Below are 285 nucleotides of genomic sequence, written 5' to 3'. Positions count from 1 at the left end.
CATCGAAGAAACGACAAGACAAGGAGTTTTGACCCGTGACTTGGGCGGTTCTGCTGATACGGTTGATGTCACAGATGCCATCATCAAGAACTTAGCTAAAGTAGAATTGAAAGCTTAAACTCAGTAAAACCTGTCGTAATCGATAACATTCGATTGCGACTTTTTTTCTAATTCTAAAGAGGTGGGTGTGAAAATGAAAGTATTGATTGCAATGGATTCATTTAAAGGAAGTTTATCCTCAAAACAAGGAAGCGAAGCGATAGCGGCGGGCATTAAAGAAGTTTA

The 285-nt window shown here is 39.3% G+C and carries 1 protein-coding gene; it reads left to right on the top strand.

Going from position 1 to position 285, the window contains the following annotated elements; genetic code table 11:
* Nucleotides 1-193: 193 nt before the first annotated feature.
* On the top strand, nucleotides 194-285 hold a 92-nt coding region (locus R0J87_RS19560), incomplete at its 3' end, for a glycerate kinase (protein ID WP_498888331.1).

Source organism: Halomonas sp. SIMBA_159, from assembly GCF_046536035.1.
GTDB lineage: Bacteria > Pseudomonadota > Gammaproteobacteria > Pseudomonadales > Halomonadaceae > Vreelandella > Vreelandella venusta_A.
This window is presented reverse-complemented; position numbering and strand designations above follow the sequence as displayed.